This is a genomic window from Pseudonocardia spirodelae (assembly GCF_037727765.1).
Lineage (GTDB): Bacteria > Actinomycetota > Actinomycetes > Mycobacteriales > Pseudonocardiaceae > Pseudonocardia > Pseudonocardia spirodelae.
On record NZ_JBBJUP010000008.1, the window covers coordinates 110,318 to 135,867 of the forward strand.

The following is a 25,550-nucleotide window of genomic DNA, read 5'->3' on the forward strand; positions in this document are numbered from 1 at the left end:
CGTCCCGGGCATGGATGCGACCATCTGGACGGCCCTGCGCACCGCGAGCGAGGAACCGGGCGTGCGCCGCCGCCCGGCCGGGGAGACGGCCCGGCGGGTGCTGGCCTTCGCCCGCCCGCACCGGCGGCGGATCGCGGCGTTCCTCGCGGTGTCCACGGTGGCCGCCGTGCTGACCGTCGCGGTGCCGCTGCTGGCCGGGCGGGCCACCGACGCGGTGACGACCGGCGCCCCGCTGGGGCACCTGGCGCTGCTGGCGGCGGCGATGGCGGTCGTCGCGCTGACCGAGGCCGCCCTGTCGATGCTGACCCGCTGGTACTCCGCGCACCTCGGCGAGGGGCTGATCCTGCAGCTGCGGACCACGGTGTTCGACCACGTGCAGCGGATGCCGGTGGCGTTCTTCACCCGGACCCGGACCGGCGCGCTGGTCTCCCGGCTGAACTCCGACGTGCTGGGCGCGCAGCGGGCGTTCTCCGACACCCTCGCCGGTGTCGTGTCGAACACCGTCGTGCTGCTGCTGACGCTCGGCGCGATGCTGGTCATCTCGTGGCCGGTGACGCTGCTGGTGACGCTGCTGCTGCCGTTGTTCCTGGTCCCCGCCCGGCTGATGGGACGGCGCCTGGCCGCGCTGCAGCGCGCGGCGGCCGACCACAACGCCGCGATGAGCACCCGGATGACCGAGCGGTTCTCCGCACCCGGCGCCACCCTGGTCACCCTGTTCGGACGTCCGGAGCGCGAGTCGGCGGCGTTCGCCGAGCGCGCCGACCGGGTCCGGGCGATCGGGGTCCGCTCGGCGATGCTGCAGTGGACGTTCGTGACCGCGCTGACGCTGGCGTCGTCGCTGGCCGTGGCGGTCGTGTACGGCGTCGGGGGCGGGTTCGCGCTGGCCGGCACGCTGTCGGCGGGCGACGTCGTGTCGCTCGCGCTGCTGCTCACCCGCCTCTACCAGCCGCTGACGGCGCTGGCCGGGGCCCGGATGGAGCTCATGACCGTGCTCGTCAGCTTCGAGCGGGTGTTCGAGGTCCTCGACCTGGAACCGATGGTCGCCGACCCGCCGTCGCCGCGGGCGCTCCCGGCCGGCCCGGTCGGCGTCACGTTCGACCGGGTGTCGTTCGCCTACCCGACCGCCGAACAGGTGTCGCTGGCGTCGCTGGAGGAGGTGGCGGTGCTCGACACCCGCGGCGGCGAGCAGGTGCTGCACGAGGTGTCGTTCCACGCGGCGCCCGGCGCGGTCGTGGCGCTGGTCGGCTCCTCGGGCGCGGGGAAGTCGACGGTGGCGCAGCTGCTCGCCCGGCTCTACGACGCCGGCTCGGGCGCGGTCCGCATCGGCGGCGTCGACGTCCGGGAGCTGTCGCTGGACGCGGTGCACCGGGCGGTGGGGTTCGTGACCCAGGACGGTCACCTGCTGCACGACACCGTCGCGGAGAACCTGCGGATCGCGGCGCCCGGGGCGAGCGACGCGCAGCTGTGGGACGCCCTGCGCCGGGCCCGGCTCGACGGGCTGGTCGCCTCCCTGCCCGACGGGCTCGGCACCGTCGTCGGGGAGCGCGGGTACCGGCTGTCGGGCGGGGAGCGCCAGCGGATGACGATCGCGCGGGTATTGCTGGCCCGGCCGCGGATCGTCGTGCTCGACGAGGCCACCGCCAGCCTGGACACGACCTCGGAGGCGGCCGTGCAGGCGGCGCTGGCCGAGGCGCTGGAGGGACGGACGGCGGTCGTCATCGCGCACCGGCTGTCCACGGTCCGCGACGCCGACGAGATCCTCGTGCTCGAGCACGGCCGGATCGTCGAGCGCGGCGACCACGACTCCCTGCTCGCCCGCGACGGCCGCTACGCCGAGCTGTGGGCCGCCCCGCGGCTCGTGGGCCCGGCCGCGGTCCCCGGCACCGCGCCGCACGCGGGAGCGGCGCGGCCGCCTACCGGAAGTCCTCCGGTGACACCTCGTCGATGAACTCGCGGAACTGCCGCATCTGCTGCTCCGGCGGGGCCTCGGGCGCCCCGGCCGCGGCGGCGCGGGCCTGGGCGGCGGCGCCGGTGGTGTCGTCGCCGTCGGGCGGCAGGACGTCGTCGACGGCCTGGCCGACCTCGTCGAGGACGTGCTCGGCCATGCCGATCGGCAGCCGCTCGCGCACGGCGAGTGCGAGCGCGTCGGACGGGCGGACGGCGAGGCGGGTGTCGCCGTCGAAGACGAGCTCGGCGGTGTAGACGCCGTCCACGAGGTCGGAGATCTCGACCCGCTCCAGGCTCCTGCCGAGCACCTCGACGACCGGGAGCAGCACGTCCTGGGTCAGCAGGACGGTGCCGGGGGCGTCGGCGTCGGCGTCGGTGCGGGGGCCGGCCGCGATGACCTCGGCCTGTTGCGGGCGCAGGAAGACCGGCACGCACCGGTCCCCGTCGGCCTCGCCGAGCAGCAGGACCGGCTGCCGCGAGCGGGCGTGCACGATCAGGCGCAGGACGTGCATCGTCCGGGTCATCGACCCAGTGTCCCCCGCCGCACCGGGTGACGGAAGTCTCATAACGAGACGGCGTCAGCCCCTGGCGAGCCACGGCATGGTCGTCGCCGCCACGGTGAGGAACTGGACGTTGGCCTCCGGCGGCAGCCCGGCCATGTAGACGACGGCGTCCGCGACGTGGCGCACGTCGAACGTCGCCTCCGGCGCGACGGTGCCGTCGGCCTGCGTCGCCCCGGTCGCGATGCCCGCCGTCATCTCGGTGGCGGCGTTGCCGATGTCGATCTGCCCACAGGCGATGCCGAAGCGCCGGCCGTCGAGCGACAGCGACTTCGTCAGCCCGGTGACCGCGTGCTTGGTGGCGGTGTAGGGCGCGCTGCCCGGCCGCGGGACGTGCGCGGAGATCGACCCGTTGTTGATGATCCGCCCGCCCTGCGGGTCCTGCCGGCGCATCGCGCCGAACGCGGCGCGCGCGCAGAGGAACGAGCCGGTCAGGTTGACCGCGACCGCGGCCTGCCAGTCCTCGACGGAGATCTCGTCGACGGTGCCGCCCGCGCCGAAGGACCCGGCGTTGTTGACGAGCAGGTCCACCCGGCCCCAGCGGTCGCGGACCGCGTCGAACAGGGCGTCGACCGAGCCGGGGTCGGTGACGTCGGCGGCGACGGTCAGCACCGTGTCCGCGGGACGACCGGCGGCGACCTCGTCGAGCTTCGGGCGTCGGCGCCCGGCGAGGGCGACCCGCCAGCCGGCGTCGAGCAGCCCGCCGGTCACCGCCGCCCCGATGCCCGACCCGGCCCCGGTCACCACCGCCACACCGCTCATGGCCACCACCCTGTCACGGCCCGCCCCTCGACGACCCCACGTCGGCGCGGTTCGATCGTCGGTGTGGACGCGGCACGGGTCGACGCCGGGGGCGGCTGGGACAGCGCCGCCGTGCTGGTGGACGGGGTGTGGCTGGAACGCACCGCCCGCCGTCCCGACGTGGAGCCGTGGCTGCGGACCGAGACCCGGCTGCTGCCGTGGCTGGCGCCGCGGCTCCCGCTGCCCGTCCCCGTGCCGCACGTGGTGGGCGAGGACCCGCTGGTCGTGCGGCACCGGGTGCTGCCGGGCGAGCCGGTCACCGCGCCGGGCCCGGCCCTCGGGGCGGCGCTGGGCCGGTTCCTGCGGGCGCTGCACGCCGTCCCCGTCGCCGGCGCCGTCGCGCGTGGCGTCCCGGGGCCCGAGGACAACCGGGCGCTGCGGGCCGCGGCCCTGGCGCGGTTCCGCGGACCGGTCGCCGACCTGCTGCCCGGCCGGCTGCGCGGGCCGGTGGCGGCACTCTGCGACCGGCTGGCCGTGGCGCCGGTGGACACCCTGGTGCACGGCGACCTGAACCCCGACCACCTGCTCGTCGACGCCGCGGGCCGGCTGACCGGCGTCATCGACTGGAGCGACAGCCGCGCCGGGGACCCGGCCAAGGACCTGGCCTGGGCGCTGGTCGCGGCCCCGCGCGGGTGCGCCGACGCCGTGGCCGCCACCTACGGCGTCACCCCCGCGCTGCGGGCCCGGGCCGGGGACTGGCACCGGGCCGGGCCGCTGTTCGCCGTCGCGTTCGGCCTCGACACCGGCGACGACGGACTGGTCCGGGCCGGGTGCGCCGACGCCGCCCGGCTGCTCACCGCCTGAGCAGCGGGAGCCGGGGATGCCGTCGTCTGCGGCGGTCTAGGACGGGCACGAGACAGCCCGAGACAGTGCTCGACCGGGCTGCGGACGCACACGATCGCGCTCTCTACGGTTGTCTCGGATCAGCGCGAGACGACACCAGACAACGGCATCGTGCCGGCGATGCCGCCCTCTACTCTTCTCTCCGGACGCCGCTAGACAGCGCGATACGGAGCGAGGGGGCGCGGCCATACCGTCGACTACCGCTGTCTACGGTCGCCGCGATACACCCGGATACGCGGCGATCGATCCGCTCGACTCCCCTTCTCTCGGCCGCGTCGTCGCAGCGTAGCAGCCCTGCATCGAACGTGTGTGCGAGGGGTGCGGGTCAGTCGCCGAAGGCCGCGAACCCGGATCCGGCCCCGGTGCGGCCGCGCCGGCGCACCCGTCCGGCGGGCTCGCCGACCACCCGGGCGAAGGCCCGCGCGAACGCGGCCTCGGAGCGGTAGCCGAACCGGTGCGCCGCGTGCGCCACCGTGCCACGCCCCTCCGACAGGAACTCGGCGGCGGCGTGCATCCGCCAGCGCGTCACGTAGCCCATCGCGGGCTCGCCGACGAGCTCGGTGAAGCGGGCGGAGAACGCCGAGCGCGACATCGCCGCGGTCGCGGCGAGCACGGCGAGGCTCCACTCCCGTTCCGGCTCGCGGTGCACGGCGGCGAGCGCGCGGCCGATCCGGTCGTCGGCGAGCGCGCCGAGCCAGCCGGTGCGCGCCGCCCGACGCCCGGCCAGCACGCCGCGGACGGCCTGCAGCACGAGCACGTCGGCGAGGCGGGTGACCACCGCGTCGCTGCCGGGCCCGCCGTGCTCGATCTCGGCGGCCAGCAGCCGCAGCGTGTCCTGGACCCGGTCGCCCAGCGGCGAGGGCTCGACCCGGACGAGGTCGCCGAGACCGTCGACGAGGTCGGCCGCCGCCGGGTGGGAGAACCGCACGGCGCCGCACACCATGCGGGTGACCGGGCCGTCGCCGCCGTGCCGGAGCAGGGCGTAGCGCCCGTCGACCATCGGGTGCGGGATCGACCGGATGTCGGGTGCGGACACCCCCGGCGCGCTGCGCAGCACGTGCCCGGTCCCGCGCGGGACCAGGACGAGCTCGCCGGGGCGCAGCACGCGGTCGTCCTCGCCGTCGACGGTGAGCCGGCAGCCGCCGGAGGTCACGACGTGGAACCACAGGCAGCCCGGGGTCGCGGGCAGCGTCATCCCCCACGGCTCGCCGAGCTCGGAGCGGCAGTAGAAGACGCCGTCCATGCGCAGCACGTGCAGCGCCTCCCCGAGCGGGTCGGCGGCCGGGAACGGCGGCGCGGTGGACACGGTGCACAGCATGACAGTCCGTCCACAGCCCATCCCCACCTGTGGACGGATAAGCACCGAATGTGGATGAACGGCCATTCTGCGTCCGGTCCAACGCGGCGATCGTGGACGCACACCGACGAGAGGGGCTGGACATGATCACCGTTCTGGGAGCGACCGGGAACGTGGGCGCGCAGGTCGTCCGGGAGCTGACGGCGGCCGGGACGGAGGTCCGCGCCGTCGCCCGGCGGCCCGCCGCGGCCGCACCGGGCGTGCAGCCGTGGGCCGGCGACCTGGGCGACACCGCGTTCCTGCGCCGCGCGCTCGACGGCGCACGGGCCGCGTTCGTGCTGCTTCCGTTCGACGTCACCGCGGCCGGCCACGCCGCGCACCAGGCCCGGCTCGGGGGGTCGGTCGTCGCCGCGCTGCGCGACGCGGCCGTGCCCCGGGTCGTCGCGCTGAGCTCGCTCGGGGCGGAGGTCCCGGGCGGGCCGGACCTCGCCCGCACCGGCTACCTGGGCAGCCTGCACGAGCAGGAGCAGCGGCTCGCGACGCTGGACGCGCACGTCACCCGCCTGCGGCCGGGCCTGTTCCTCGAGTCGTTCCTGTGGTCGGCCGACGCGATGCGGGCGCACGGGGTGCACGCCGACTCGATCGACCCGGACGTCGCGCTGCCGATGGTCGCGACCCGCGACGTCGGCCGGGCCGCGGCCGCGGCGCTGCTCGACCCGGACGCACCGGCGGTCGTCGAGGTGCAGGGCGCGGCGGACCGGACGGTGCCCGACGTCGTCGCCGCGCTCGGGCCCGCCCTGGGCGTGCCGGACCCGGCCTACGTGCGCGTCCCGGACGACGAGATGGAGCAGCTGCTGCGCGGGGCCGGGTTGCCCGCGGACGGCGCGCGGCTGCACGTCGCGATGAACCGCGCCTTCAACGCGGGCCGGATCCGGGCGCACGGACCGCGCGGCAGCGCCGACGGCGTCCTGACCGTCGAGGAGTGGGCGGCGGGGGTGGCGGCGTGACCGGCCCGCTCGACGGCGCCCTGACCGGCGCGGCCGTCACCGGGGCGGGCCTGCTCGGCGGGATCTACCTGGCGTTCTCGGTCGCGGTGGTGCCCGCCCTGCGACGGCGGCCCGCGGCGGAGGCGGCCGCGGTGATGCGCGGGGTGAACCGGGTGATCGTCAACCCGGTGTTCGGGACGCTGTTCGCCGGCACCGCGCTCGTCGCGGGGGCGGTGACGGTGGCCGGGGTGCTCGGCGGCGCGCCGCTGCGGGCCGCGGGCGGGCTCGCCGTGCTCGCCGGGTTCGCGGTCACGGCGGCGGTGAACATCCCGCTCAACCACGCCCTCGACCGCGACGGCGACTGGGCGGCGTTCGCCCCGCGGTGGGCGGCCGCGAACCACGTCCGGGCCGGGGCGTCGGCACTCGGCGTGGTGGCCCTGCTGCTGTGAGTCGAACGTGTGTGCGACATCTCGGGGACGCGACTGGCCCGGGCCGGGGCGGGCGGGGCACGCTGGTCCGGCGCCCGCTCCCCCGGGTGCGACCGGCCGTCGTCCGCGACGGCGTCGCACGACGACCGGGGGAGCATGAACGCCCACGAACGACGACGGCTCTCGGCCCTGCGCAGCGACCGCGAGACGGTGCTCGCGGCCGCGTCCGCCCTGCGCCACGAGGCCGTGCAGGCGCGCTACGCCGGGCTCAGCAGCCCGGAGATCGCCTTCGGCCTGGCGTCGATCCTGGAGCTGCTGGCGATGCGGATCGCCGACCAGCCCCCGGACGTACGCGCACACGTGGTGCGGATCGCCCGGGAGATGGCCGGCGAGCCGATGGACTCACCGACGATCCGGCGCACCCGCCGTCGGTGATCCACACGAGTTGTCCACAGGTGTGTGCACAGCTGGGGACATCTCGAACCGGTGTTCGATGCGGGCTACCGCACGCCCTCCATCAGGACCTTCAGCTTCGGCACCATGGCGACCACGACGAGCCCGACCGCGATCGCCACCAGGCCGGTGACACCGAAGTAGGCCACCTCGTTCCCGGCGCTGTAGAACTCGGCGAGCAGGCCCGAGAGCACGGTGCCCATCGAGACCGAGAGGAAGAACAGGGCGACCATCTGGGTCTGGAACGCCTGCGGCGCCAGCTTGGTCGACAGCGACTGCCCCACCGGGGACGTGAACAGCTCCGCCAGGCAGAACACCAGCAGGATCCCGACCAGCACCAGCAGCGGCGTGCCGTTGGCGCCGGTGCCGGCGAACGGCACGAACAGCAGGACGGCCACGCCGACCACGATCGTGCCGATCGCCATCTTCAGCGGCGACGACGGCTGGCGCGGCCCGAGCTTGGTCCACACGGTGGCGTAGACCCCGGCGAGCACGATGACGAAGATCGGCTCGATCGACTGGGTCCAGGTCACCGGCATCTCCCAGCCGAGGATCGTGCGGTTCAGCCGCTCGTCGGAGTAGATGGTCAGCACGGTGAAGATCTGCTGGAAGATCGCCCAGAACACGGCGCTGGCGATCCACATCGGCAGGAAGGCGATGACCCGGCGCCGCTCGACGCCGTCCACCTTCGGGCTGGTCAGCATCAGCGAGAAGTAGCCGACGGTGGCGAGGACGACGATCCCGAACACGATCCACTTGAGCCGGTCGGCGGTGATCACCCCGGTCACGACCAGCACCGCGACGACGACGAGTGCCACGGCGGCACCGACGCCCACCCGCACCCGCGCCGCGGTGGGCAGCGGGTTCGGGACGACGAAGCCGGACTCGGGCAGCTTGCGGCGGTTGAGCGCGTACTGGGTCAGGCCCAGGGCCATACCGACGGCGGCGAGCCCGAAGCCGACGTGGAAGCCCCACGTCGACTGCAGCACGCCGGTGAGGATCGGGCCGCTGAAGGCGCCGATGTTGACGCCCAGGTAGAAGATCGAGAAGCCGGCGTCGCGCCGGTCGTCGCCCGGGCCGTAGAGGGTGGCGAGGATCGTCGAGGCGTTGGCCTTGACGCCGCCGCTGCCGAACGCGACGAGCACGAGGCCGGTCGCGAGCCCGGCGGCACCGGGGACGAGTGCCAGCGCGATGTGGCCGGCCATCACCGCCAGGGCGCTGCCGAACAGGACGCGTTCGGGACCGAAGAGCCGGTCGGCGGACCAGGCCGCGAGGATCGTCGAGAGGTAGACCGTGCCGCCGTAGGCACCGACGATGCCGGCCGCGACCGCCTGGTCGACGGCGAGACCGCCCTCGGCGACCGAGTAGTACATGTAGATGAGCAGGATCCCCTGCATGCCGTAGAAGGAGAACCGCTCCCACATCTCGACGCCGAACAGCGTCCCGAGCTGGGTGGGGTGGCCGAGAAAGGTCTTCTCCCGGCGCTGGGATGTGATCTGGGTGTCGGACACCCCGGCAGGTCTACTCCTCGGTACCCGCCGCGTAAAGCGCGTGACGAGATGGATTGCTCACAGCAACGATCGGCGATCGTCGCTGATCACAGCGTCGCGGAGCCCTCCTCGGGCACCATGCCGATCCGGTCGGCGACCGCGGCCATCACGTCCTGCACCGCGACGGTGTCGGCGAGCGGCATCACCGGGCTCTCGGTCTCCCCCGCCGCGACCAGCCGGGTGACCTCCTCGATCTCGTGCGTGTAGCCCCGGCCGGTGGCCGGCAGCACGATCTCCTCGGGGTCCGCGCCGTGGGCGTGCACGACGATCCGGTCCGGGTGGTGGAACCGGGGCGGGACCTCGATCCAGCCCTCGGTGCCGACCACCCGCGCCGAGCCGGGCATCGCGCACCGCAGGCTGACCTGCAGGGCGGCGCTGCGGCCGTCCGGCCAGCCCAGCAGGATCGACTCCTCGGAGTCCACACCGGACGGCATCAGGGCGCCGCTCGCGGCCACGGTCGACGGGCTGCCCAGCATCATCTGCGCGAACGACACCACGTAGACGCCCAGGTCGAACAGCGCGCCGCCGCCCAGCTCGGGGGAGAAGAAGCGGTCGTCGGGGTCGGTGCGGTTGCGCACCCCCAGGTCGGCCTGCACGGAGCGGACCTCACCGATCCGGCCCTCGGCGACCAGCTCCCGCAGCCGGACGACGGCGGGGAAGAACCGCGTCCACATCGCCTCCATGACGAACACGCCCCGGTTCCGCGCGGCGGCGGCGATCTCGCGGGTGGCGACGGAGCTGACCGTGAACGCCTTCTCGACCATCAGCGCCTTGCCCGCCTCGATCGCGGCGAGGGCGATGGCGCGGTGGTGCGGGTGCGGGGTGGCGACGTAGAGGACGTCGACACCGGGATCGTCGAGGATCGCCCGGTAGCCGGTGTGCACGCGGTCGATCCCGTGCCGGCGGGCGAAGTCGCGCCCGCGCTCCTCCGAACGCGACGCGACGGCGACGAGCTCGGCGCCGGGCACGTGCGCGAAGTCCGGCGCGACGGCGTCCGCGATGCGGCCCGGGCCGATGATCCCCCACCTCACGGTCATGGTCGCCGATCCTGCCAACACCGGCCCGGATCCGTCCGCGCGGGGCCGATGAGTTCCGCCACGACCACCGGTCGATCCTGCTGAACGGCACCGGGACCGGTGCCACCCGCCCGAGGAGCCCCGTGATGCCGAACATGATCTTCGTGAACCTGCCCGTGGCCGACCTGGACGCCGCGAAGGCGTTCTACTCCGCGCTGGGGTTCACCCTGAACGAGCAGTTCTCCGACGAGCAGACCGCGTCGTTCGTGGTCAGCGACGCGATCGTCGCCATGGTCATGACCGAGAAGCGGTTCGCGGAGTTCACGAAGCAGTCCGCGACCGCCGACGCCGGTACCGCCCGCGAGGTCATCAACGCGCTGGGCGTCGAGGCCCGCGACGAGGTCGACCGCCTCGCCGACGCCGGGCTGGGCGCGGGGGGCACGCAGGGCGGCGAGACCCAGGACCACGGGTTCATGTACGGCCGCAGCGTCGACGACCCGGACGGCCACCGCTGGGAGTTCGTCTGGATGGACCCCTCCGCGATGGAGGGCTGACCGGTCGCGGGTCGCCGCGCCGAGGGGTGCGCGGCGGCCCGGGCCGTCAGACCGCGCGCAGCGGGCGCACCTTGCGGACCAGCCCGTCGATCGCCAGTGCGTAGCCGTCGACGCCGAACCCGACGACGATCCCGGCCGCGACCGGCGAGACGTAGGAGTGGTGCCGGAAGGTCTCGCGCCCGTGCACGTTGGAGATGTGCACCTCGACCGTGGGCAGCTCGGCGCCCTCGATCGCGTCGTGCAGGGCGACCGAGGTGTGGGTGTAGGCGGCGGCGTTGAGCACGAGCCCGATCGCGTCGCCGCGCTTCACCGCGGCGCCGGCCTCGTGGATCCAGTCGACGAGCACGCCCTCGTGGTTGGTCTGGCGGAAGTCCAGCTCGAGGTGGTGCGCGGCGACGGTCTCCCGGCACAGCGCCTCGACGTCGGCGAGCACGGTGGTGCCGTACACCTCCGGCTTGCGGGTCCCGAGCAGGTTGAGGTTCGGGCCGTTGAACACGAAGACGGTGGTCACGCCCACGATCCTCGCAGGCCCGCCCGGCCCGCTCAGCCCCGCCAGCCGGGCCGGACCAGGCCCGACTCGTACGCGAGCACGACCAGCTGCGCGCGGTCGCGGGCGCCCAGCTTGGCCATCGTGCGGCTGACGTGCGTCTTCGCCGTCGTCGGGCTCATGTGCAGGCGGACGGCGATCTCGTCGTTGGAGCACCCGGCCGCGACCTCGGCGAGGACCTCGCGCTCGCGCTCGGTGAGGTCGCCGAGACGCACCGACCCGGCCGGGCCGGACCGCGACCGGGCGGCGAACTCCGCGATCAGGGTGCGGGTGACGGCCGGGGCCAGCAGGGCCTCGCCGCCGTGCACGACCCGGATGGCGTGGATGAGGTCGGCCGGCTCGGAGTCCTTGACCAGGAACCCGCTCGCCCCGCCGCGGATCGCGTCGAAGACGTAGGAGTCGTCGGTGAAGGTGGTCAGCACGATCACCCGGGTCGCCGCCAGGTCCGGGTCGGCGGTCAGGGTGCGGGTGGCGGTGATCCCGTCGGTGCCGGGCATGCGGATGTCCATGAGCACGACGTCGGGCCGGTGCTCGCGGGCCGCGGCGACGGCCTGCGCGCCGTCGGCGGCCTCGGCGACCACGCTCAGGTCGGCCTGCGACCCGAGCAGGGCGCGGAAGCCGGACCGGACGAGGGCCTGGTCGTCGGCGAGCAGGACACGGATCACCGCGCACCGCCCGGCGGGGCGGCGCCGCCCGGCGCGGGCCCGGCGGGCGCCGGGTCGTCCCGGACGGCGGGCAGGTGGGCGTGCACGCGGAACCCGCCGTCCGGCCCGGGGCCCGCGTCCAGGGTCCCGCCGACCGACCGGGCCCGTTCCCGCATGCCGGTCAGCCCGGTCCCGTCGGCGGACCCGGCCGGCGGACCGGCGCCGTCGTCGTCGACGGTCAGGCCGAGGGCGCCGTCTCCGTAGCGCAGGGTGACCACGGCGGAGGCCGGGCCGGCGTGGCGGCGGGTGTTGGTCAGCGACTCCTGCACGATCCGGTACGCGGCGAGGTCGGTCCCGGTCGGCAGCGGCCACGGCTCGCCCTCGACCCGCCTGCGCACCGGGAGCCCGGCGGCGCGCACCTCGTCGAGCAGCGCGTCGAGCCGGTCCAGGCCGGGGGTGGGCAGCCGCGGGGCGTGCTCGTCGACCCCGCGCAGCACCCCCAGGGTGGACCGCATCTCGCGCAGCAGGTCCCGGCTCGCCCGCTTGATCTCCGTCAGCGCGGTGCGGGCCTGCTCCGGGTCGTCGTCCATCAGGTACAGCGCGACCCCCGCCTGCACGTTGATGAGCGAGACGTGGTGGCCGAGCACGTCGTGCAGCTCCTGGGCGATGCGCAGCCGCTCCTCCCCGGTGCGACGGCGGCGCTCGGCCTCCGCGGCCCGGCGCGCCTGCTCGATGCGCTCGCGGCGGACCCGCCAGAGGGCACCGCCCGCGACCAGCGCCGCGGACCAGGCGAGCACCGGACCGGTGGCCGCCCAGAGGACCGCGCGGCCGGCGAGGACCCACCAGGCCAGGAGCACCACCAGCGCGACGGCGACCACGGCGACGGCCGCGCGGTGCCGGCCGGCCGCCACCGCCGACACCAGCGCGACGGCGGCGGCGAGCCCCACCGGGCCGGCCGGGGAGTACCCGAGCCCGAGCAGCACGACGACCGCGGCGGCGCACACCGCCAGCACCGCGATCCGGTGCCGGTGCCGGAACAGCAGCGCGACCGGCCCCACGGCGAGCAGCGTCACCGACACCGCGTCGAGGACCAGCGGCGCGGCCGAGGCGAACTCCGGGGCGGCCCCCGAGAAGCCCGGGCGGCGCAGCGCGGCGAACGCCGACCCGGCCGCCGTCACCAGGGCGACGACGAGCGGCGGGACGAGGACCCGGCCGGTCCCGACCCGCGCCGGACCTGCGTCGACGGGCACGGACGACACGGTAGCCCCGCCCACCGACGGTCACGTCGTCCGCGCGGCGACCGCCGGCGTACTCCCCCGGGAGTACGCCGGGCCCGCGGCCCGCACCGCGGGGGGCAGCCCGGTCCGCTCCCCCGGGCGGACGCGCCCGCGCCCGCCCGCGGCGACGCTGGGTCGCATGACCGCCACACCCGACACCACACCCGACACCGGCACCCCCGTACCGGTCCCCGCCGGCGCCGTCGCGGCCGGCGCCGTGCTCGCCTCGGACGCCGAGCGCGAGCACGTCACCGCCCGGCTGCGCGAGGCCGCCGCCGAGGGACGGCTGACCCTCGCCGAGTCCGACGAGCGCCAGGCCGCCGCCTACGCCGCCCGCACCCGCGACGAGCTCGTCCCGCTGCTCGCCGGCCTGCCCCGCCCACCCGCGCCCCGGCGCCCACGGCGCGGGCCGCTGACCCCGCGCGCCCGGCGCAACCTACGGGTCCACGCCGGTGTCACCGCGGTCGTGCTGGTGCTGCTGGTCCTCGCCGCGGTGCTCGGCCCGGCGCCGTTCTTCGTGCCCGTCGGGCCGGCGTTCTGGCTGGGCCTGTTCCTGTTCGTGCACGCCCGGCGCGCCGAGCGCGAGCCGGGCCCGGACGAGGCGCTTCCCGCGGAGCTGCGGTGACGGCCGCCGTCACGGCCCCGCGCCGGCTCTCCCGTCCGGTCCGGTCGGCACTGCGCACCGCACACGTCCTGCTCGCCGCGACCTGGACCGGCGCCGCCCTGGTCATGCTCGTGCTGCCGGCCGCGGTCCTGCTGCGCGACGCCGACGCGGGCTTCGCCGTCGCCGTGATGAGCACGGTCGGGAACGGGGTGATCCCGTTCCTCGCGGTGGGGACGGTGCTGAGCGGCGCGGTCCTCGGTGCCGGAACGGCGTGGGGGCTGTTCCGGCACCGCTGGGTCGTCGCGAAGACCGTGCTGTCGCTGGCCGTGATCGTCAGCTCGGTCGCGCTGAACACCGGCTGGGTCGACGCGGCCTCCGCCGGCGACCGGTCGGTGCCGGGGCTGCTCGTCGCGTCCTCGCTGCTGCACCAGGTGGCGCTGCTCGGATCGCTCGTGCTGTCGGTGGAGAAGCCCGGCGGACGGATCCGCACGCGGTTGACACGCAACCATCTGGTTGCATAATTGCGCTCGTGACCGACGTGGACGCCGTGTTCCGGGCCCTCGCGGACCCGACGCGGCGGCACATCCTCGACCGGTTGCACGCACGGGGAGGGCAGTCGCTCGCGGCGCTGTGCGAGGGGCTGGGGATGAGCCGGCAGGCCGTCTCCAAGCACCTGGCGCAGCTCGAGGCCGCCGGGCTGGTGTCCGTCCTGCGCCGCGGGCGGGAGAAGATCCACCACCTCGACCCGGTGCCCGTCCAGGAGATCCACGACCGGTGGATCGGGAAGTTCGAGCGCAGCCGGGTGCAGGCGGTCGTGACCCTGCGCGCGGCACTGGAGGAACCCGATGACTGAGCGCGCCTACGTCTACACGACCTACATCCGCAGCACGGCCGACCTCGTGTTCCGGGCGTTGACCACGCCGGAGTTCACGATGCAGTACTGGGGCGGCGCGGAGCTGACCTCGGACTGGCGGGTGGGCAGCCCGCTGGAGGCCGTGCACCCCGACCGGGACGACTTCATCGGCGAGATCCTCGCCGTCGAGCCGCCGCACCGGCTGTCCTACACCTTCACCGGCCGGGCCGAGCAGGCCGCGGGACGGGCGCCGACCGTCGTCGAGTTCACCATCTCCGGGTTCGGCGAGGAGGCGGTCAAGCTGCAGATCGTGCACACCGGCTTCGGCGACGACGAGCAGGGCGCGCGGGACGTCCGCGACGTCGGCGAGGGCTGGCCGGCGATCGTCGCCGCGCTGAAGACGCTGCTGGAGACCGGACGGCCGCTGGCCTCGCCCGGCCACTTCGCACCGCGGGTGCCGGCGACCCGCTGAGCGGCCCGGGCCGGCGGTCGGGTCAGCGGCGCAGCAGCCGCCGCCACCAGCTCCGCCCCGACGGCGCCGCGGGCACCGCGGGCGGGTCCGTCCGGCGGGCGGCGCGGCGGCGCTCGCGCGCCTCGTGCCAGCGCCCGACGACCTCGTCGGCGTCGAGGCGGCGGATCGGGACCCGCGGGCCCATCGGGTGGCGCATGTGGTCGAGTACCCGGGAGTTGACCTCCGCGACGTGCTCGCGCACCCGCCGCTCGTCGGCCAGGCGCGCGACCGTCCCGTCGATGCGGTCGAGCTCGCGGCGCAGCTGCAGCGACGGCGGCAGCATCGCCTCGCCCCCGACGCCCTCGCGCTCGAGGTAGCCGCGGATCCACCAGTTCTCGTCGACCGGGCCGGTCCGGCCCGCGCCGGGCAGGGGCCTGCCCTTGCCCGGCAGGTCGTCGAAGTCGCCGCGCTCGACGGCCTCGCGGATCGTCCGGTCGATCGCGGACTCGAACCTCGGGTCGTCACCGCCCATGACTGCACCACCCCCTCGCGACGATAGCGATTCCTGTCGGTGCCCGGGTGCACACTCCGGGCCATGACCACGCCTCTCCCGTCCGGGACCACCGACCGTTCGCGGGCGCTCGACCTGGCCCGCCACTACCCGGGGCGGCGCGCCGGGCACGTCGCGGCACTGCAGCGGCAGGCCGGGCGCCCGGACCGCAACTGGCGCCTGGGCGCCGACGGCGAGCACCGCACCGCGCACCTGCTGACCGAGCTGACCGGCCGCACCCGCCGGGACCGGCTGCTCGGCAGGCCGCCGCGCTGGCGGGTGCTGCACTCGGTCCCGCTCGACGGCGGGGCGGCCGACCTCGACCACGTCCTGATCGGTCCGCCCGGCGTCTGCGTGATCAACACGCGCCACCACCGCGGCCGGTCGCTGCTGCTCGACGGGGAGCGGCTCGTCGTCGCGGGGACGGCGACCGACGCGGTCCCCCGCGCCCGTGCCGAGGCGGCGCTGGTGCGGGAGCTGCTGCTGCCCCGGCTCGGGCCGGTCGCGGCCCGGGTGCCGGTGCGGCCGGTGATCGCGCTGGTCGGGGCCCCGGTCCGGGTCCGCCGCTGGCCGGACGACGTCGTGGTCGCCACCGAGGGCGCGCTGGTGTTCGCCCTGCGCGGGCTGACCCCGGTGCTCGACGCGCGGGAGGTGGAGCACGTGCACGCCGTCGCCCGGCGGCCCGCGAGCTGGGTCTGAGGGGTGCGCCGGGTCACGGCGGCTTCCCGGGGCGGGGCCGGATCAGCATGCTCTCCCGGTGACCTCGACCGCGCCCGCCCGCACCGGGCTGCACCGCGTCCCGCTGCCGGCCGTGGCGGCGCCGCCCGGTGTCGGCGAGGTCGTGCGGCGGCTCGCCCACCGGGCACGGCTGGTCGCGTTCGGCGGCAGCTGGGAGTGGGGTGCGCTCGTCGCCACCGACCCGGTGGCGACGGCCCCGGCGGGGGCCGACCCGTTCGCCGTGCTCGGCGCCGTGCCGCGGCTGCCCGCCGACCCGGGTGCGCCCGGCGCGGTGGGCGGCGGCTGGTTCGGGTTCCTCGACCACGCCCCGCCCGGACATCGCCCGGTGGCGGTGCTGTCCTGGTACCGCGACGTGCTGCGCCACGACGGCGACCGGTGGTGGTTCGAGGCCCTCGTCGCCGGGCCGGGCGTGCCCGCGGACCTGCCGGTGCACCCCGGCGTCGCGTCCGCGCGGCGCCGCTACGACGAGCTGTGCGCCGACCTCGCCCGCCCGGCGCCGCAGCGCGCGGCCCGGATCGCCGTCACCCGCTGGCCCGACCGCGACGTGCACCTGGCGGCGGTCGAGCGGTGCGTCGGCGAGATCCGGCGCGGGGAGATCTTCCAGGCCAACATCGCGACCCGGCTGGACGTGCGGCTCGACGGCGACCCGCACGAGGCGTGGGCCCGGCTGGTCGAGCCGGTCGCGCCGGCCCGGGCGGCGCTCGTCATGACCCCGGAGCGGGCCGCGGTGGGCGCGAGCCCGGAGCTGTTCCTGCGCCGCGACGGCGACGAGGTCACCACCGCCCCGATCAAGGGCACCCGGCCGCGCACCGGCGGCGACCCGGACGCCGACGCGGCCGAGCGGTCCCGGCTCGGCGCCTCGCTCAAGGACGCCGCCGAGAACGTGATGATCGTCGACCTGATGCGCAACGACCTGGCCCGGGTCGCGCGGGCCGGCGGGGTCCGGCCGGGGCGGCTGCTCGCCGTCGAACCGCACCCGGGGGTGTGGCACCTCGTGTCGCGGGTGCACGCGTCGCTGCGCGCGGGGGTCACCGACGCGGACCTGCTCGCCGCCACGTTCCCGCCGGGCTCGGTGACGGGGGCGCCGAAGATCCGGGCCTGCGAGGTGATCGCCGAGTGCGAGGACGGCCCGCGCGGGCTGTTCACCGGCGCCGTCGGCGGGGTGAGCCCGCTGGCCGGGGCGGCGCTGGACGTCGCGATCCGGACCCTGGACCTCGGCCCGCCCGGCGCCGACGGGTCCCGCACGGGACGGCTCGGCGTCGGCGGGGGCGTCACCGTCGACTCCGACCCGGCCGAGGAGTTCGACGAGTGCCTCACCAAGGCCGCACCGGTGCTGGCCGCGCTGGGCGGGCCGGCCCCGCCGTCGTGGTGGCACGGGACCCGGCCCGCGGACCGGTCGGCGGGCCTGTTCGAGACGCTGGCCTGCGTCGACGGCCGGCCCGCCCGGGTCGGCGAGCACGCGGCCCGGCTGCGCCGCTCCTACCTGGCGGTGACCGGGCGTGCGCTGGCCGCGCCGGTCGAGGCCGAGGTCGGCGCCGCGACGGCGGGCCTGCGCGGGCACCACCGGGTGCGGGTGGAGGCGGCGCCGGACGACCCCGGCCGCGTCGTGGTGCGGGCCGCGGGGTGGCCGGGCCCGGAGGTCCTCGACGACCAGGACGGCGTGGTCACAGCCGTCCGGCGCAGCACGGCCGGCGAGGCGCACAAGTTCGCCGACCGCCGCTGGCTCGACGAGCACGAGGCCGCCGCGGGCACCGCGACGCCGCTGCTGTGCGACCCGGCCGGCCGGCTGCTGGAGTCGACGCGGTCGGCGCTCGCGCTGGTGCACCGCGGGCGGCTGTGGGTGCCGCCGTTGGACGGCCGGATCCTGCCCGGCACCGGGCGCCGCGCGGTGCTCGACCTGCTCGGCCCGGGTGCGGTGCGGATCGCGCCGGTGCCGCTCGCCGCGCTCGCCGACGCCGACGGGATGTTCCTGGTCAACGCCCTGCGCGGGATCCGGTGGGTGCGCCGCGTCGAGGACGGCGGGCGCGTACTGGCCGAGTGGGCCGCCCCCGACCCGCTGACCCGCCGCCTCGCCGGTCGCCTGTCCCGCTGACCGCCCGCACGGCATGATCGGCGGGGTGAGCGCCGATCGGATCGCGGCGGAGCTGCGCCGTCCGCTGCGGTGGGTCCCCCCGCTGCCCCTGCACCGCCCCCGCCTGCTGCGGCTGCTGCAGCGGCTGTCGCGGCGGGGCCGTCCCGCCGCCGTCGACGGCGTCCGGTCCACCACCCACCCCGGGCCGCCGATGCTGCGCGTGCACGTCCCCGACCACCGCCGGGCACCGGCGGCGCTGCTGTGGGTGCACGGCGGCGGTCTCGTGCTCGGCTCACCGTGGATCGACGACGTCCGCTGCGGCGGGGTCGCGGCGGAGCTGGGGATCGTGGTCGTCTCGGTGGACTACCGGCTCGCGCCGGGGCACCCGTTCCCGGCCGCGCTCGACGACTGCCACGCCGGCTGGCGGTGGCTGCGCGACGACGCCGGGCGGCTCGGTGTGGACCCCGACCGGATCGCCGTCGGCGGGGCGAGCGCCGGGGCCGGGCTGGCCGCCGCGCTGGTCCAGCGCCTGCACGACGAGGGCGGCCCGCAGCCGGTCGCGCAGTGGCTGGTCTACCCCATGCTCGACGACCGCACCGCCGCCCGCCGCGACCTCGACCGGCCGCCGCACCGGGTGTGGAGCAACCGCAACAACGAGGTCGGCTGGCGCTCCTACCTGGGCAGGCCGCCCGGCACCGGCGAGCCCGCGCCGTACGCGGTGCCCGCCCGGCGCGCCGACCTGTCCGGGCTGCCGCCGGCGTGGATCGGCGTCGGGGACGCGGACCTGTTCCACGACGAGGACGTCGACTACGCCGCGCGCCTGCGCGCGGCGGGGGTCCCGGTCGAGCTCGACGTGGTCGCCGGGGCGCCGCACGGCTTCGACGGCTTCGGGGCGGGCACCGCGATCGCCGACGGGTTCACCGCCCGCGCGACCGCCTGGCTGCGCGACGCGCTCTGACCGGTCGCGCCCGGGCCGGCCGCGCTCAGGACACGAGCTCCAGCAGCAGCGCGGCCAGCTCGTGCGGGCGGTTCTGCGGCACCAGGTGGTGGGTGTCGATCTCGGCGTAGCGCCAGGCCGCGGACTCCCGCGCCCGCCCGGCGGCCGCGGTGAACGCGCCGCCGGTGACGTCCTCCCGGGTCGCGCGCACGTAGGTCCGGCCGAACGGCCACTCCTCGACCGGGCGCGACAGCCGTACCGGCTCGGTGAAGGTGCCGATCGGCTGCGGGGACCGGCGCGGCGCCGCCCAGGCGGCCTCGGCCGGGTCGTCGTAGTGCCGCTCCGGGCCCGGGACCAGCCAGGACGCGCCCAGCCCGGCCGTGCCCGGTGCGGGGACCGCGGCCGCGAGCGCCGGGGCCAGGGACAGGACCGAATCGCCGTCGCGGGGCACGAACGCGTCGAGGTGCACGAGCTCGCGGACCCGGTCGCCGATCTCGTCGAGCGCGCCGGTCACGACCATGCCGCCGTAGGAGAAGCCGAGCAGCACGATGTCGCGCAGGTCCTCGTAGAGCACGGCGTTGACGACGTCGCGCACGTGCACCGACAGGTCGATCCACGGGCCGGCGAGGTGCGAGCGCTCGCCGATCCCGGTCAGCGCCGGCGTCACCACCTCGTGCCCGGCCGCGCGCAGCAACGGCCGCAGCAGGTGGAAGCCGTGGGCGCCGCCCCAGGCCCCGTGGACCAGCACGAAGGTCGTCATGACGGCAGACTCCCACGACGATGAGCGATTTCCCCGACGGCTTCTTCGACCGCGCCGACCCCGGTGACGACCGCGAGTTCTACCTGCCGCCGCGCTTCGTCCAGCACATCGACGAGGGTGCCCTCGCCGCGGCGGCGGCGTTCTACGGCGAGCTCGGCACCACCGGGCGGGTGCTGGACCTGATGTCGTCGTGGGTGTCGCACCTGCCGCAGCGCCCCGGGCACCTGACCGTGCTGGGCATGAACCGTGCCGAGCTCGCGGCCAACGAGATGGCCGACGAGGCCGTGCGGCACGACCTGAACGCCGACCCGGTGCTGCCGCTGCCCGACGCCGCGTTCGACGCCTGCGTCTGCACCGTCTCGGTCGACTACCTGACCGACCCGGTCGCGGTGTTCGCCGAGGTGGGACGGGTACTGGTGCCCGGAGGGGTGTTCGCCTGCACGTTCTCCGACCGCTGCTTCCCGACCAAGGCGATCCGCGGCTGGCTGGCCGCCGACGACGCGACCCGGGTCCGGATCGTCGGGGAGTACTTCCGCCGCAGCGGCGCGTTCGGCCCGGCGCGGGCACGCGACTGCGGTGCCCCCGGCGACCCGCTGTACGCGGTCTGGGCGAGCACCCCTACCGGCTGAGGAACCCCAGCACCGCACGCTCGAACCGGCCGAGCATTGACCGCCTCCCCGCGGTGGCGCACGATCCGACGGAGATCGACCCCTCACCACTGGCGGTGCCGCGCATGCCCGAGACGTTCACCTTCACCGGCCGCGACGGCACGGCCGTCACCGCCTACCGGTGGCTCCCCGCGGGGCCCGCACGGGGGATCGTCCAGATCACCCACGGCATGGGCGAGCACGCCCTGCGCTACGTGGCGCTCGCCGACGCGCTGACCGCCCGCGGCTTCGCCGTCCACGCCCAGGACCACCGCGGCCACGGCGCCACCGCAGGCGGCCCCGAGAACTACGGCGTGCTCGGCGACGACGGCTGGGAGCAGCTCGTCACCGACATCGGCCTGCTCTCCGACCTGGCCCGCGCCGAGCACCCCGGCGTCCCGCTGGTGCTGCTCGGGCACAGCATGGGCTCGTTCGCCGTGCAGCAGTTCCTGCTCCGCGACGCGACCCCGCCGGACGCCGTCGTGCTGTCGGGCACCGCGCTGCTCGACCTCATGGAACAGGGCCTGGACCTGTCCGGGCCGCTGGACCTGTCCTCGTTCAACGCGCCCTTCGAGCAGCGCACCGGCTTCGAGTGGCTGTCGCGCGACACCGCGCAGGTCGACGCCTACGTCGCCGACGCCCGCTGCGGCTTCGGTCTCGACGTGCCCGGCACGCAGGCGATGTTCGCCGGCGGGCGCCCGCTCGCCGACGTCGCGACGCTGCGGCGGATCCCGGGCGGGCTGCCCGTGTACGTCGTCGTCGGCGACCGGGACCCGGTGAACGGCGGGCTCGCCCTGGTCCGCCCGCTGACCGAGCGCTACGCCGCGGCCGGCCTGCACGACGTCACCCTGCGGATCTGGCCGGGCGCCCGGCACGAGGTGTTCAACGAGACGAACCGCGACGAGATCGTGGCCGACCTGCTGTCCTGGCTGGACCGGGTCGTCCCGGCCCGGGAGGACGGCTGAGTGCGCGTCGACACCACCGGCGGCTTCGCCGCGACCCCGCTGGAGACCGAGGCCGCCGCCGTCGCCGCGGAGTCCGACGGCTACGACACCCTGTCGGTCCCCGAGACCGCGCACGACGTGTTCGTCTCGCTCGCGCTGGCCGCCCGCGCGACGAGCCGGGTCCGGCTGCAGTCCGCGATCGCGGTCGCGTTCGCCCGCAACCCGATGTCGCTCGCCTACCAGGCCAACGACGTGCAGGAGCTCTCCGGCGGCCGGTTCGAGCTGGGGCTGGGCTCGCAGGTCCGCCCGCACGTGGAGCGCCGCTTCGGGATGCCGTGGAGCCGCCCCGCGGCCCGGATGGAGGACTTCGTGTCCGCCCTGCGGGCCATCTTCGACGCCTGGGCCGGCGGCGGCCGGCTGCACCACCGCGGCGAGTTCTACAGCCACACCCTGATGACCGAGTTCTTCTCGCCGGGGCCGAACCCGCACGGGATGCCGCCGGTGATGCTGGCCGCGGTCGGCGAGCGGATGACCGAGGTCGCGGGCCGGGTCACCGACGGGCTGCTCGCGCACTCGCTGACCTCGCCGTCCTACCTGGGCGGGGTGACGCTGCCGGCGCTGCGCCGCGGGCGGGGCCGCGACGACCTCTCCGGCTTCGACGTCTGCCTGCCGGTGTTCGCCGTGCTCGGTGCCGACGCCGACGCGCGGGCCGCGGCCGAGGCCGGGGTGCGGCGCCAGCTGGCGTTCTACGCCTCGACGCCGCCGTACCGCCCGGTGCTGGAGCACCACGGCCGCGGCGAGCTGGCCGACCGCCTCGGCGGGCTGTCCCGGCACCAGGCGTGGGAGGAGATGGCCGGTCTCGTCGACGACGACCTGCTGGACCTGTTCGCCGTCGCGGGCGACCCCGCGCGGGTCGCCGCGGCGATCGTGGAGCGCTACGGCGGCCTCGTCGACCGCGTCTCGCTCAACACGCCCTACGACGCCGACCCGGCCCTGGTCCTCGACACCGTCACTCGCCTGCGGTCGGCGTGAACCACCCCGAGATCCGCGACGGCGTGCGCGCGGTCTGCTCCCGCTTCGGCCCGGAGTACTGGCGCGCCTGCGACCGCGAGCACCGGTTCCCGCACGAGTTCCACGACGCGATGGCCGCCGGCGGCTGGATCGGCGTCGCGATCCCCGAGGCCTACGGCGGCGGGGGCGCCGGGATCTCCGAGGCCGCGGCGGTGATGGAGGAGGTCGCCGCGTCCGGCGCCGCGATGAACGGCGCCTCGGCGATCCACCTGTCGGTGTTCGGGATGAACCCCGTGGTCCGGCACGGGTCCGAGCAGATGCGCCGCCGCTACCTGCCCCGGGTCGCCGACGGCTCGCTGCAGGTGGCGTTCGGGGTCACCGAGCCCGACGCGGGCCTGGACACCACCGCGATCACCACGACCGCGCGCCGCGACGGCGACCGCTACCTGGTCCGCGGGCGCAAGGTGTGGACGTCGAAGGCGCCCCTCTGCGACAAGGTCCTGCTCCTGGTGCGCACCACCCCGCGCGAGCAGGTGGCCAGGCGCACCGATGGGCTGTCGCTGCTGCTCGCGGACCTGCAGCGCCCCGAGGTGACGATCACCCCGATCGACAAGCTGGGCCGCAACGCCGTCGTGTCGTGCGAGGTGGTCTACGACGACCTGCCCGTCGACGCCGCCGACCTGGTCGGCGAGGAGGGCCACGGCTTCCGGATGATCCTCGACGGGCTCAACCCGGAGCGGATCCTGATCGCCGCCGAGGCGCTGGGCACCGGCCGGGCCGCGCTGGCCGCCGCCGTCGCGTACGCGCGCGAGCGCACCGTGTTCGGCCGGCCGATCGGGCAGAACCAGGGCATCGCCTTCCCGCTGGCCCAGGCGCACATGCAGTTGCAGGCCGCGGCACTGGTGATCGCCGACGCGGCGGCCCGCTACGACGCGGGCGAGCCCTGCGGCGAGCAGGCCAACACCGCGAAGTACCTGGCCGCCGAGGCCGCGTTCCTCGCCGCGGACCGGGCCGTGCAGACCCTCGGCGGGTTCGGCTACGCCACCGAGTACGACGTGAGCCGCTTCTTCACCGAGGCCCGGCTGATGCGCCTGGCGCCGCTGCCGCAGGAGATGGTGCTCAACCACGTCGCCGAGCACGTGCTCGGCCTGCCGCGCTCGTACTGACCCCGGCACACGGCGAACGGCACGGCCGTCGAGCGGGTCGACGGCCGTGCCGTTCGCGGGTCGTGCGCGGCGCGCCCGGGCGCCGGGGGCTCAGCGCAGGCCGAGCTTCTTGGAGCAGGCGGGCCAGGCCTTCCAGCCCTGGGCGTCCAGGACGTTCTCGGCGACGCGGATCTGCTCGGACTTGCTCGCGTTGTGCGCCTTGCCGGAGCCGCCGAAGGCCTTCCAGGTCGACGGCGTGAACTGCAGGCCGCCGGAGAAGCCGTTGCCGGTGTTGATGTTCCAGTTGCCGCTGGACTCGCACTGGGCGAGCTTGTCCCAGGTCGAGGTCGCGACCGACCCGGTCGGGACGGCGACCGCGGCCGGGGCGACGGCGGCGGAGGACTCGGGGGCGGCGGTCGCGGTGCCGGCCAGGGCGAGCGGGGCCCCGAACGCCAGGACACCGGCGACGAGAGAACCGACGAAACGCCCACGGATGGACATGCGCGTGCTGCTCATTCTTGATCACCTGAGGTCCGGACCCACGACTTTCCGGGCGGGCCGGTCGCGCGGGGAGGCGTCGTACCGGTGTCGTCGCGAGGGAGCTCGCGGCCCGCAGCCTCGTCCCGTCCGTGCGGATCGACTGGCCGGGGACCGCGGGACGAGGCCGTGGTGGCGTGGCGGTTCCGGCGCTTCGGTGTGTCCGGCCCGGGGAGGACCGCGACACGAACGAAGGTCGCCGAACGGCCGAGATCAGGTCAAGACGAGCGTCGGTGAGCTATCACACGCAGATCACGGCGGACAGCATCGTCGCAGCTCAGAGCACGGTCTGACAGATCACGGAACGGCCCGGCACTCGCATGATGCTTCCGATCCGGAGATGTTCCGGCGTCCGTCAGCGGTGTGGTGCGCCCTCGGCGCGGCGCAGGGTGAACACCGCGATCCGCACGACCATCGCGTCGACGAGCAGCGCCCCGAACGCCCGTGCGTCCAGCCAGGAGGCCGCGTCCTGGCCGCGGGCGACGGCGAGCAGGCCGGGCACGAGGAACAGCGCGACGCCGGCCCCGCCGGCGACGGCGCAGGCGAGCAGCGCCGGACCGTCCGGACGGCGCGCCACGAGGACCAGCGCACCGGCCGCGGCGGCGCCGACGAGCCCCTGGAGCCCGGCCAGGACCGGACCGGACGCCCCGGCGGCCAGCCACACGTGCAGCGCCGCGGCGAGCACGAGCAGCACGATCAGGATGCGGCGCCCGGTCGCGGTCCCGCGCCCGTCGCCCGGGGTGGAGGTCATGGCGCCATCCTCACCTACCGCACCCGCAGCACCAGCAGCCGGCAGTCGACCCGCTGCCCGGCACGGTAGGGCGCGATCTCGATCGAGACGGCCTCGAACACGTCGGCGGCCGCGAGCCGGTCGACCTCGGCGCGGTAGCCGCCGGACTCCCAGACGTCGTCCAGGACGGTGGCGACCAGGTAGCCGCCGGGCCGCACGACCCGGGTGAACTCGGCCAGCGCCGAGGGCCCGACGTGGGCGTGGGTGAGCGTGCCCACGCAGACGACGACGTCGTAGGTGTCGTCCGGCAGCGCGAGCGCCGCGGTGAGGTCGGCCTCGCGCAGGTCGCGGTAGACCCCGGTGGCCCGGGCCCGCTCGAGCATCCCCGGGGAGAGGTCGACGCCGTCGACGCGGGTGACGCCGCGCTCGTGCAGCGCCGCACCGACGAGCCCGGTCCCGCAGCCGGCGTCGAGGACCTCCACCGCGGTCCCGGCGGCGGCGACGACGGCGTCCGCGGTGACCGTCGGCGCGACGTAGCCCTGGGTCTCACCGGTGAGGTCGGCGTCGTAGGTGGGCGCCCACTCGTCGTAGAGGGCGCGGGCGTCGTCCGGACCGCTCAGCGTGTAGGCGCGCTCCAGGTGGGGGTCGCCCCCGGTACTCGTGGCCATC

Annotated in this window: 30 protein-coding genes; 17 read left to right on the forward strand and 13 right to left on the reverse strand. The window is 76.0% G+C overall.

The window, feature by feature from the left end:
• Nucleotides 1-10: 10 nt before the first annotated feature.
• Complete coding sequence (locus WJX68_RS11825) at nt 11-1,948, forward strand: ABC transporter ATP-binding protein (RefSeq protein WP_340289585.1); 1,938 nt, start codon at nt 11-13, stop codon at nt 1,946-1,948.
• On the opposite strand, the gene WJX68_RS11830 is transcribed toward WJX68_RS11825, so the two are convergent.
• Both WJX68_RS11830 and WJX68_RS11835 read right to left on the reverse strand, forming a co-directional pair.
• Entirely contained in the window at nt 1,914-2,471 is a 558-nt protein-coding gene (locus WJX68_RS11830) for a bifunctional nuclease family protein (RefSeq protein ID WP_340289588.1), read from the reverse strand. The genes WJX68_RS11825 and WJX68_RS11830 overlap by 35 nt on opposite strands.
• Before the next feature lie 54 nt (nt 2,472-2,525).
• A complete protein-coding gene (locus tag WJX68_RS11835) occupies nt 2,526-3,269 on the reverse strand; it encodes an SDR family oxidoreductase (protein WP_340289591.1) in 744 nt (247 codons plus the stop codon).
• A 63-nt stretch (nt 3,270-3,332) separates the two neighbouring features.
• Here WJX68_RS11835 and WJX68_RS11840 point away from each other — a divergent pair, with 63 nt between their 5' ends.
• On the forward strand, nt 3,333-4,112 hold the full coding sequence (locus WJX68_RS11840) for a phosphotransferase (protein WP_340289594.1): 780 nt from the start codon (nt 3,333-3,335) through the stop codon (nt 4,110-4,112).
• Between the two features lie 364 nt (nt 4,113-4,476).
• On the opposite strand, the gene WJX68_RS11845 is transcribed toward WJX68_RS11840, so the two are convergent.
• Nucleotides 4,477-5,457, reverse strand: a complete 981-nt coding sequence (locus WJX68_RS11845; RefSeq protein ID WP_340289600.1) for an AraC family transcriptional regulator — start codon at nt 5,455-5,457, stop codon at nt 4,477-4,479.
• 134 nt (nt 5,458-5,591) lie between these two features.
• On the opposite strand from WJX68_RS11845, the gene WJX68_RS11850 reads away from it, so the two are divergent.
• The 3 genes from WJX68_RS11850 to WJX68_RS11860 all read left to right on the forward strand — a co-directional run bounded on the left by WJX68_RS11850 (nt 5,592) and on the right by WJX68_RS11860 (nt 7,297).
• Nucleotides 5,592-6,455 carry an NmrA family NAD(P)-binding protein gene (locus WJX68_RS11850; protein WP_340289603.1) on the forward strand — a complete coding sequence of 288 codons (864 nt, stop codon included), beginning with the start codon at nt 5,592-5,594 and terminating at the stop codon, nt 6,453-6,455.
• Entirely contained in the window at nt 6,452-6,883 is a 432-nt protein-coding gene (locus WJX68_RS11855; RefSeq protein WP_340289606.1) for an anthrone oxygenase family protein, read from the forward strand. Before WJX68_RS11850 ends, WJX68_RS11855 begins: the two co-directional genes overlap by 4 nt.
• A gap of 135 nt (nt 6,884-7,018) precedes the next feature.
• Nucleotides 7,019-7,297: a hypothetical protein gene (locus WJX68_RS11860; protein ID WP_340289609.1), complete on the forward strand. Its 279-nt coding sequence runs from the start codon at nt 7,019-7,021 to the stop codon at nt 7,295-7,297.
• 65 nt (nt 7,298-7,362) lie between these two features.
• Here the strand turns inward: WJX68_RS11860 and WJX68_RS11865 are convergent, their stop codons facing one another.
• On the reverse strand, nt 7,363-8,826 hold the full coding sequence (locus tag WJX68_RS11865; protein ID WP_340289612.1) for a peptide MFS transporter: 1,464 nt from the start codon (nt 8,824-8,826) through the stop codon (nt 7,363-7,365).
• An 86-nt stretch (nt 8,827-8,912) separates the two neighbouring features.
• Entirely contained in the window at nt 8,913-9,902 is a 990-nt protein-coding gene (locus tag WJX68_RS11870; RefSeq protein WP_340289615.1) for a Gfo/Idh/MocA family protein, read from the reverse strand.
• Between the two features lie 125 nt (nt 9,903-10,027).
• Between WJX68_RS11870 and WJX68_RS11875 the strand changes: the two genes are divergently transcribed.
• Nucleotides 10,028-10,435: a VOC family protein gene (locus tag WJX68_RS11875; RefSeq protein ID WP_340289618.1), complete on the forward strand. Its 408-nt coding sequence runs from the start codon at nt 10,028-10,030 to the stop codon at nt 10,433-10,435.
• Between the two features lie 46 nt (nt 10,436-10,481).
• Here the strand turns inward: WJX68_RS11875 and aroQ are convergent, their stop codons facing one another.
• From aroQ to WJX68_RS11890, 3 genes are read right to left on the reverse strand one after another with little or no spacing between them, the layout of a single operon-like run.
• On the reverse strand, nt 10,482-10,955 hold the full coding sequence (gene aroQ / locus WJX68_RS11880; protein ID WP_340289950.1) for a type II 3-dehydroquinate dehydratase: 474 nt from the start codon (nt 10,953-10,955) through the stop codon (nt 10,482-10,484).
• A 23-nt stretch (nt 10,956-10,978) separates the two neighbouring features.
• Nucleotides 10,979-11,647 carry a response regulator transcription factor gene (locus WJX68_RS11885; protein WP_340289621.1) on the reverse strand — a complete coding sequence of 223 codons (669 nt, stop codon included), beginning with the start codon at nt 11,645-11,647 and terminating at the stop codon, nt 10,979-10,981.
• Nucleotides 11,644-12,876, reverse strand: coding sequence for a sensor histidine kinase (locus WJX68_RS11890; RefSeq protein WP_340289623.1), 1,233 nt, complete (start codon nt 12,874-12,876; stop codon nt 11,644-11,646). The genes WJX68_RS11885 and WJX68_RS11890 overlap by 4 nt, the downstream gene beginning before the upstream one ends.
• Before the next feature lie 166 nt (nt 12,877-13,042).
• On the opposite strand from WJX68_RS11890, the gene WJX68_RS11895 reads away from it, so the two are divergent.
• The 4 genes from WJX68_RS11895 to WJX68_RS11910 are packed head-to-tail and all read left to right on the forward strand — an operon-like array spanning nt 13,043 to nt 14,832.
• Nucleotides 13,043-13,528: a DUF1707 SHOCT-like domain-containing protein gene (locus WJX68_RS11895; RefSeq protein WP_340289626.1), complete on the forward strand. Its 486-nt coding sequence runs from the start codon at nt 13,043-13,045 to the stop codon at nt 13,526-13,528.
• Nucleotides 13,525-14,028, forward strand: a complete 504-nt coding sequence (locus WJX68_RS11900) for a hypothetical protein (protein ID WP_340289629.1) — start codon at nt 13,525-13,527, stop codon at nt 14,026-14,028. The genes WJX68_RS11895 and WJX68_RS11900 overlap by 4 nt, the downstream gene beginning before the upstream one ends.
• 8 nt (nt 14,029-14,036) lie before the next feature.
• Nucleotides 14,037-14,360, forward strand: coding sequence for an ArsR/SmtB family transcription factor (locus tag WJX68_RS11905; protein ID WP_340289631.1), 324 nt, complete (start codon nt 14,037-14,039; stop codon nt 14,358-14,360).
• Complete coding sequence (locus WJX68_RS11910) at nt 14,353-14,832, forward strand: SRPBCC domain-containing protein (protein WP_340289634.1); 480 nt, start codon at nt 14,353-14,355, stop codon at nt 14,830-14,832. Before WJX68_RS11905 ends, WJX68_RS11910 begins: the two co-directional genes overlap by 8 nt.
• 22 nt (nt 14,833-14,854) lie before the next feature.
• Here the strand turns inward: WJX68_RS11910 and WJX68_RS11915 are convergent, their stop codons facing one another.
• A complete protein-coding gene (locus WJX68_RS11915) occupies nt 14,855-15,343 on the reverse strand; it encodes a DnaJ family domain-containing protein (RefSeq protein ID WP_340289637.1) in 489 nt (162 codons plus the stop codon).
• Nucleotides 15,344-15,406: 63 nt separating this feature from the next.
• Between WJX68_RS11915 and WJX68_RS11920 the strand changes: the two genes are divergently transcribed.
• The 3 genes from WJX68_RS11920 to WJX68_RS11930 are packed head-to-tail and all read left to right on the forward strand — an operon-like array spanning nt 15,407 to nt 19,128.
• Complete coding sequence (locus WJX68_RS11920; RefSeq protein ID WP_340289640.1) at nt 15,407-16,060, forward strand: nuclease-related domain-containing protein; 654 nt, start codon at nt 15,407-15,409, stop codon at nt 16,058-16,060.
• A gap of 58 nt (nt 16,061-16,118) precedes the next feature.
• Nucleotides 16,119-18,191, forward strand: a complete 2,073-nt coding sequence (locus WJX68_RS11925; RefSeq protein WP_340289643.1) for a chorismate-binding protein — start codon at nt 16,119-16,121, stop codon at nt 18,189-18,191.
• Nucleotides 18,192-18,216: 25 nt separating this feature from the next.
• The gene (locus WJX68_RS11930; protein WP_340289646.1) at nt 18,217-19,128 is read left to right on the forward strand and encodes an alpha/beta hydrolase; all 912 of its coding nucleotides are present in this window, start codon (nt 18,217-18,219) and stop codon (nt 19,126-19,128) included.
• Nucleotides 19,129-19,153: 25 nt separating this feature from the next.
• On the opposite strand, the gene WJX68_RS11935 is transcribed toward WJX68_RS11930, so the two are convergent.
• Nucleotides 19,154-19,867, reverse strand: a complete 714-nt coding sequence (locus WJX68_RS11935; RefSeq protein WP_340289649.1) for an alpha/beta hydrolase — start codon at nt 19,865-19,867, stop codon at nt 19,154-19,156.
• 20 nt (nt 19,868-19,887) lie between these two features.
• Here WJX68_RS11935 and WJX68_RS11940 point away from each other — a divergent pair, with 20 nt between their 5' ends.
• The 4 genes from WJX68_RS11940 to WJX68_RS11955 all read left to right on the forward strand — a co-directional run bounded on the left by WJX68_RS11940 (nt 19,888) and on the right by WJX68_RS11955 (nt 23,635).
• Nucleotides 19,888-20,496 (forward strand): class I SAM-dependent methyltransferase, encoded by a 609-nt coding sequence (locus WJX68_RS11940; RefSeq protein ID WP_340289651.1) that lies wholly within the window; start codon nt 19,888-19,890, stop codon nt 20,494-20,496.
• Nucleotides 20,497-20,600: 104 nt separating this feature from the next.
• Entirely contained in the window at nt 20,601-21,479 is an 879-nt protein-coding gene (locus WJX68_RS11945; RefSeq protein ID WP_340289654.1) for an alpha/beta fold hydrolase, read from the forward strand.
• Complete coding sequence (locus tag WJX68_RS11950) at nt 21,480-22,490, forward strand: TIGR03617 family F420-dependent LLM class oxidoreductase (protein WP_340289658.1); 1,011 nt, start codon at nt 21,480-21,482, stop codon at nt 22,488-22,490.
• Nucleotides 22,487-23,635, forward strand: coding sequence for an acyl-CoA dehydrogenase family protein (locus WJX68_RS11955; protein WP_340289661.1), 1,149 nt, complete (start codon nt 22,487-22,489; stop codon nt 23,633-23,635). Before WJX68_RS11950 ends, WJX68_RS11955 begins: the two co-directional genes overlap by 4 nt.
• Before the next feature lie 90 nt (nt 23,636-23,725).
• Here the strand turns inward: WJX68_RS11955 and WJX68_RS11960 are convergent, their stop codons facing one another.
• From WJX68_RS11960 to WJX68_RS11970, 3 genes are all read right to left on the reverse strand, one after another.
• Complete coding sequence (locus WJX68_RS11960) at nt 23,726-24,130, reverse strand: transglycosylase family protein (protein ID WP_340289664.1); 405 nt, start codon at nt 24,128-24,130, stop codon at nt 23,726-23,728.
• Nucleotides 24,131-24,506: 376 nt separating this feature from the next.
• Nucleotides 24,507-24,902: a hypothetical protein gene (locus WJX68_RS11965; RefSeq protein WP_340289667.1), complete on the reverse strand. Its 396-nt coding sequence runs from the start codon at nt 24,900-24,902 to the stop codon at nt 24,507-24,509.
• Nucleotides 24,903-24,916: 14 nt separating this feature from the next.
• Nucleotides 24,917-25,549, reverse strand: coding sequence for a class I SAM-dependent DNA methyltransferase (locus tag WJX68_RS11970; protein ID WP_340289670.1), 633 nt, complete (start codon nt 25,547-25,549; stop codon nt 24,917-24,919).
• Between the last annotated feature and the right edge of the window lies 1 nt (nt 25,550).